This is a genomic window from Alishewanella sp. HH-ZS (assembly GCF_001704375.1).
GTDB classification, from domain to species: domain Bacteria; phylum Pseudomonadota; class Gammaproteobacteria; order Enterobacterales; family Alteromonadaceae; genus Alishewanella; species Alishewanella aestuarii.
Genome location: NZ_LZEJ01000071.1, coordinates 1 through 6,091, shown reverse-complemented (window position 1 = coordinate 6,091; position 6,091 = coordinate 1). Strand labels below are relative to the sequence as shown.

The window sequence follows — 6,091 nt, the reverse complement described above, 5'->3', positions numbered from 1 at the left end:
CAGGACTTTGTCAGCAGTCTGAGGCCCCGCAATGCGGGGCCTGTTCTGCAGCCCTGATCCGGTCTGTTAACGCAGCGACAATAACATACTGCTTGGCTGCTCCAGATATTGCTTCCACAGATTGGTAAAGCGGGCAATGGTGCCACCATCAATAATACGGTGATCACCAGACCAGCTCACCTGCATCAGCTGCCGTGCCACGACCTGGCCGTTGGCAGCAAAGCGTGGTAGGGCTTGTACCTTACCCAGCGCCACAATCGCCACCTCCGGCTTATTGATAATGGGGGTCGCCACAGTACCGCCGATAGCACCGATATTACTGATGGTAATGGTGCCGCCTTTCAGATCGGCCGGACTGACCCGCCCTTCGCGCGCGGCATCGGTTAAACGGGTCAACTCGGCAGCAATTTCCAGAATGGACTTTAGCTCACAGCCTTTGACATTAGGTACCAACAAGCCAATTTTCGAGTCCACCGCGACGCCGATATTATGGGCGCTAAAATAGGTCAGTTCAGTACAGTCGGCATTCGGCTGACTGTTCATCACCGGGAACTCGTTAATCGCCAGCGACAACGCCTTCATAAAGAACGGCATCATCGTCAGCTTCACGCCCTGTTTGGCATACTGATCTTTAAGTTGTAGCCGCAGCGCAATCAGATCGGTTAAATCGATTTCTTCGCAGTACGTAAAGTGCGGAATGGTCGATACAGATTCGGCCATCTGCCGTGCCATCGCCGCTTTAATGCCACGAATAGGTTCAACCCGGTTTTCCGCACTGCTAACGACAGCTGTGTTCGCTGCGGCGACCGGTTTAGCGGCCGGCGTACTAACAGCGGCAACAGGGGTGCCTTGGGCAAAGGCGCGCACATCCTCTTTATAAACCCGGCCTTTATCGCCCGAGCCTGGCACCCGTTGTAAATCGACACCCAGCTCACGCGCCAGGCGGCGTACGGCCGGGCTGGCTAAGGCTTTACTGCCTTTCGCCGCTGCACTATCACCGGCAGCAGGTCTTGCGGCAGTAGTGACGGTAGCGCTGTTTACTGAGCTAACTGCTGGCGCGGCTACCTGGGCTGCCGCAACTGTCGCCGTTACATCTCCCTGGCGGCGAATCGCAAACAGCGGTGCATGCACCTTGGCAATATCGCCCTTGGCATAGTACAGCTTACTGACCACACCGGCATATTTGGCCGGGATTTGCACCAACGCTTTGTCGGTCATCACATCACAGACCGGCTGATCTTCTGCGATGGTATCGCCTTCCGCGACCAGCCAGTCAACGATTTCACACTCCACAATACCTTCACCGATATCCGGCAGGATAAAGTCTTCAGTAATTTCGCTATTCGCACTGACTGCAGCGACAGCTGTAGTGTTGCTGGTAGTAGCTTGCGGGGCTGCAGCGCCACCAGCCACTTCCATCTCAAATAATGGCGCATGCACCTTAGCAATATCGCCTTTGGCGTAATACAGCTTGCTGACCACGCCATCATACACCGCCGGAATTTGCACCAGCGCTTTGTCAGTCATCACATCACAAACCGGCTGATCTTCTTTAATCACATCGCCTTCTTTGACCAGCCACTCGACGATTTCGCACTCGACGATACCTTCACCGATATCCGGCAGAATAAAATCCTGTTTCATCGAAAACTCCTTAGAAATTAACCGAGCGCATAATGGCTTCGAAAGTTTTCAGATGATCGGCCACATATTCTTTTTCCAGTGCCAACGGGTACGGTGTATCTAAACCACAAACCCGCTCGATCGGGCTTTCCAGATGCAGGAAACACATTTTCTGAATCGTGGCGGCAATTTCACCGGCGAAGCCACCGGTTAACGGCGCTTCATGGTTAATCACCAGACGACCGGTTTTCTTTACTGATTCCGCAACGGTATCAGCATCCCATGGCAGAATACTGCGCAGGTCAATCACTTCACACGATACGCCCTGCTCGGCCGCCATTTCTACCGCCTTTTGCACGATTTCCATCTGCGCGCCCCAGGCCAGCACGGTCACGTCCTTACCCTGTTGCAGCACTTCGGCCTTACCGATGGGCAGCTCGTAATACTCTTCCGGTACTTCGCCAACAGAGGCACGGTACAGTTTCTTCGGTTCAAAGAAAATCACCGGATCCGAACAGGCGATCGACGCCAGCAGCAAACCTTTGGCCTGATAAGGGTCACGCGGTACCACGATTTTCAGGCCCGGCGTATGGGCAAAATAGGCTTCCGGGCTCTGGCTGTGGTAATGACCACCGGCAATACCGCCACCATAAGGGGTACGGAATACTAAGCCACCGACATTAAATTCATTACCCGAGCGGTAGCGGAACTTGGCCGTCTCGTTGACGATCTGGTCAAAGGCCGGGAAGATATAATCAGCGAACTGGATCTCAGCCACCGGCTTCATCCCCTGCGCCGCCATACCATTAGCAAAACCAGCGATACCTTGTTCAGTTAATGGCGTATTAAAACAGCGTGCCTTGCCATATTTTTCCTGCAGCTTGCTGGTGGCACGAAACACGCCGCCGAAATGACCGACGTCTTCACCAAAGCAGACCACACCATCGTCTTTGGCCATCGCCAGATCCAGCGCATTATTAATGGCCTGTAACATATTCATTTTTGCCATTAGTCGAGTCTCCCGGCAGTAATAGGATAAGCATCCGGATATTTGCGGATATGTGCTTTTAATTCATCCAGTTGTTGTTGCAAAGCCGGGATAGGCTCAGCGTAGACATCAGAGATCAGGTGTTCAATACCAGGCTTGGCGACTTTCTCTGCCACCTTTAATGCGTCCAGGATATCGGCGCGCAGCTGCTCAGTTTTGGCATTATCGGCAGCTTCATCCAGCCAGCCTTGCTTTAGCAACCAGGCTTTAAAGCGGGCGATCGGATCGTTTTTACGCCACAGCGCTTCTTCTTCTTTGGAGCGGTAACCGCTGGGGTCATCTGATGAGGAGTGTGCCCCTAAGCGGTAAGCCATCGACTCCAGTAATACCGGCTCGTTGTGCTTCAGCGCATAGTCACGGGCCATTTTAGTGGCCTGATACACCGCCAGAATATCGGCACCGTCCACGCGAATGGCTTTCATACCATAACCGACAGCGCGGCAGGCAATGCCGTCACCGACAAACTGCTCATTGGCCGGCGTCGAAATGGCATAGCCGTTATTGCGGCAGAAAAACAGCACCGGCGCCTTATGCACCGCGGCCATATTTAAACCGGCATGGAAGTCACCTTCAGAGGCGGCGCCTTCACCGAAGTAGCACAGCGTCAGCGCATCCAGGCCGCGCAGCTTCTGGGCATAGGCATAACCCGAGGCCTGCGGAATTTGCGTGCCCAGCGGTGACGAAATGGTCATATAGTTAATGGCGTTTGAGCCATAATGCACCGGCATTTGCCGGCCTTTACCCAGATCTTTCTCATTCGAGAACAACTGGTTCATAAATTGTTCCAGCGTAAAACCGCGATAGCGCAAGGCGCCCTGCTCCCGGTATTGCGCCATAATCATATCCTGATCGCTCAGTGCGGCGGCACTGCCGACCGTGGTCGCTTCTTCCCCTAAACACTGCATATAGAAGCTGATCCGGCCCTGGCGCTGTGCGGCCAGCATCCGCTCATCCAACACCCGGATAAACACCATGGTGTCGTACATCTTTAATGCGGTGTCTTTATCTAACTCTGGCGCTGTTGCCCCGTCATACAGACTGCCATCGTCTTGCAGGATCCTTAAGGTAGGTATTTTTAACGCATCACTGGCAGTGAACTCCGCGCGGTGCACCGTGGTAATGGTAGCGTTATTTGGATTAGTCATAAGGAGTCTCTTGGTTGTTTTTTATAGATTATAGTCGCGTCCGACACGTCGTGGCGCAGGTATCACCCCGCAGACATTCCGGTTTTAACTTAAATTTTTGCGCCGAACTTTACCTTTACGTAAACTGCATTGCAACCGCCGGCGGGCATAAAAAAACCTGAGCAGCAACCAAGCTGTCAGGTTATATTTACTCAGTGTCTGCTTTTCGCCACTAAATCAGCTGGCCGCTGACATCTTTGGGTACCACCATCAGCATCGCCCGTTGCCCGATCGCCACCTTGGCATTGGGGAAGATAATGGCCTCACCTTCACGTTCGACCCGGTATTCCAAATCGCCATCCGTTGCCAGCAAGGATCCCAGCGGATAACTGGTAAAGTTTTCCACATCATCGGCAAAATGCAGTTTGAAATCCTGGGTTTGCTTATTAATACTGCGATACACCTCGTACAGCTGAAAGTCGGCTTGCCTGAACTCGCTAAACGGCGGCAAGGCCCCGCTAACCAGCGCCCGTAACGTCTGCTCGGCTTTGGCAAAGCGCCGCATATCGTTTTCACCAAAGGGACGCACCTTACCCAGCTCAACGGTAAAGGCATCGGCACCATGGCTATTAGAGGCATAATAACTAAAGGTACTGGCCGGGGTTTGCATTAGCAATACCGTAGTGACTTCACAGGCCGCCAGTAACTGAAACTGGGCTTTTTTCCAGGGTTTACCGTGCAGGAATGGACAAACCGCAAATTTTTCAAAGCGCGAGCCGCGAATAGCGGTATGTAGATCATAGAGCGCGCGCTCCCTGCCTGCGCCTGCCTGCTGATAAAAACGGCTGACATAATTTTCTAATGCCTGCGCCCGGCGCCGCTCGGCATTAATCAGGCCTGCGCCCTTGCTATGATGGCCAGAGAATAAGCGGTTTAAGTTCTCTTCAATCTCCCGCGTGCCCTTATTAATCGCCGCCGGATTACCAAATAATACCAGTAACCGCTCGCTCAGCTGTAGCTTACCAAGCAACAGATCCCGCACCAGCGCGGCGCAGATTTCAATCGGTGCCGTTTCATTACCATGCACGCCGCAGCTAAGTACGATATCCTGCTGGCCACACTGGGCAGGTTCAAAGTAAATGACCCCGGTATCCCAGATTTCTACCTGAGTACCATTGTCGAGGCTAAAGTGCGCCGGCGATAAACCATCGGGGTTAGCCAAAGTAAGCGCTAAAAAATCACCATTTTGTTTAAGTTGTTGTGCCGGCATGTTACTTCCTGTTACTGATTTAACGCAAAGAGCAGCAGATGTTACCTTGTAATGCCGCTTAGGCCAAGTTGCCCGCAGCCAGCCATTTATTCCGGTGTTGTCGCTTGCTGGTATTCCGGGCGGGCTAAATGTTGTTGATTAAAACGTTGATATGACTCACCGTCAGCACCAGACCATAAGTTTAATACCTCCAGAAACACCGGATCCTGGCGCACCTGCGGCATCACACTATTAATTAAAGCAACAACTTGCCGGCCCCAATCACTGCGGGCACAACCGATCGCGCCCGGAATGTGGTCTTGTTGTTGCTCCTTGATCGGCAAGCTGCTGATATTCCCCTGACCGGTGTGATTAAAATAGTTGGCAACAATAGGATAATCGATGGTGTAATCCAGACGCTCTGCCTGAATCATTTGTAAAATAGTTACCGCGCCACCAACGCCAGGCCTCGCTAAAAACGGCGGATACTTATCCAGCAAGGGTTGTAACTCGGCATAACGCCGACCTGCCGGATAACCCAAACGGTACTGCGTTGCCGATAACAATAATTCGAACGCCACCGGGCTGCCATAGCGGCTGGCGATCTCCGCAGCCAGCGGCAACCGACTCAGTATCTGATATGGCTCATAGATATGGGTGGGTTGGCTGAAATAGGCCCGCTCGTTATGACTGCCGCGATAAATCATACATGGAAAACACAGATCGGTTTGATCAGTCAGTGCCTGTGAAATCCGCGGCTGCGGCATAACCCACACTGACGAAGCAACCTCGGGTAAAGCTCTATGCACCGCACTGATTAGCGCATCACAAATGCCTTTATTCTGATAAGGGCCGCTGAGGATGTGAAAAGGCGGTGCATCATTGATCGCCCATTGAATCCGGCCCGGCATCGCACCGCTCAATCCTGAGCTTAATAACAACAGCAGTATACTGATTACGACACACCGCATTCTAAGCTGATCCGCCAAATAACCGTGTAAGCAGCATATCGCAACCCCAGCTATCGAGTAGGAGGCGGGATCACTC

General features: G+C 52.7%; 5 protein-coding genes. All 5 read right to left on the bottom strand.

Features of this window, described 5'->3' with window-relative positions; genetic code table 11:
- Positions 1-66: 66 nt before the first annotated feature.
- Positions 67-1,644 carry a dihydrolipoyllysine-residue acetyltransferase gene (locus tag A9165_RS16110; RefSeq protein ID WP_065956644.1) on the bottom strand — a complete coding sequence of 526 codons (1,578 nt, stop codon included), beginning with the start codon at positions 1,642-1,644 and terminating at the stop codon, positions 67-69.
- Between the two features lie 10 nt (positions 1,645-1,654).
- A complete protein-coding gene (locus tag A9165_RS16105; protein ID WP_065956643.1) occupies positions 1,655-2,632 on the bottom strand; it encodes an alpha-ketoacid dehydrogenase subunit beta in 978 nt (325 codons plus the stop codon).
- A complete protein-coding gene (locus A9165_RS16100) occupies positions 2,632-3,816 on the bottom strand; it encodes a thiamine pyrophosphate-dependent dehydrogenase E1 component subunit alpha (protein WP_008983369.1) in 1,185 nt (394 codons plus the stop codon). The genes A9165_RS16105 and A9165_RS16100 overlap by 1 nt, the downstream gene beginning before the upstream one ends.
- A 211-nt stretch (positions 3,817-4,027) precedes the next feature.
- The gene (gene astE, locus A9165_RS16095) at positions 4,028-5,065 is read right to left on the bottom strand and encodes a succinylglutamate desuccinylase (RefSeq protein WP_065956642.1); all 1,038 of its coding nucleotides are present in this window, start codon (positions 5,063-5,065) and stop codon (positions 4,028-4,030) included.
- Between the two features lie 86 nt (positions 5,066-5,151).
- The gene (locus tag A9165_RS16090) at positions 5,152-6,015 is read right to left on the bottom strand and encodes an ABC transporter substrate-binding protein (protein WP_065956641.1); all 864 of its coding nucleotides are present in this window, start codon (positions 6,013-6,015) and stop codon (positions 5,152-5,154) included.
- Between the last annotated feature and the right edge of the window lie 76 nt (positions 6,016-6,091).

Coding starts and splice junctions, on each gene's coding strand:
- astE (WP_065956642.1), bottom strand. CDS start 5,065: ATGCCGGCACAACAACTTAAACAAAATGGTGATTTTTTAGCGCTTACT.
- A9165_RS16090 (WP_065956641.1), bottom strand. CDS start 6,015: ATGCGGTGTGTCGTAATCAGTATACTGCTGTTGTTATTAAGCTCAGGA.
- A9165_RS16110 (WP_065956644.1), bottom strand. CDS start 1,644: ATGAAACAGGATTTTATTCTGCCGGATATCGGTGAAGGTATCGTCGAG.
- A9165_RS16100 (WP_008983369.1), bottom strand. CDS start 3,816: ATGACTAATCCAAATAACGCTACCATTACCACGGTGCACCGCGCGGAG.
- A9165_RS16105 (WP_065956643.1), bottom strand. CDS start 2,632: ATGGCAAAAATGAATATGTTACAGGCCATTAATAATGCGCTGGATCTG.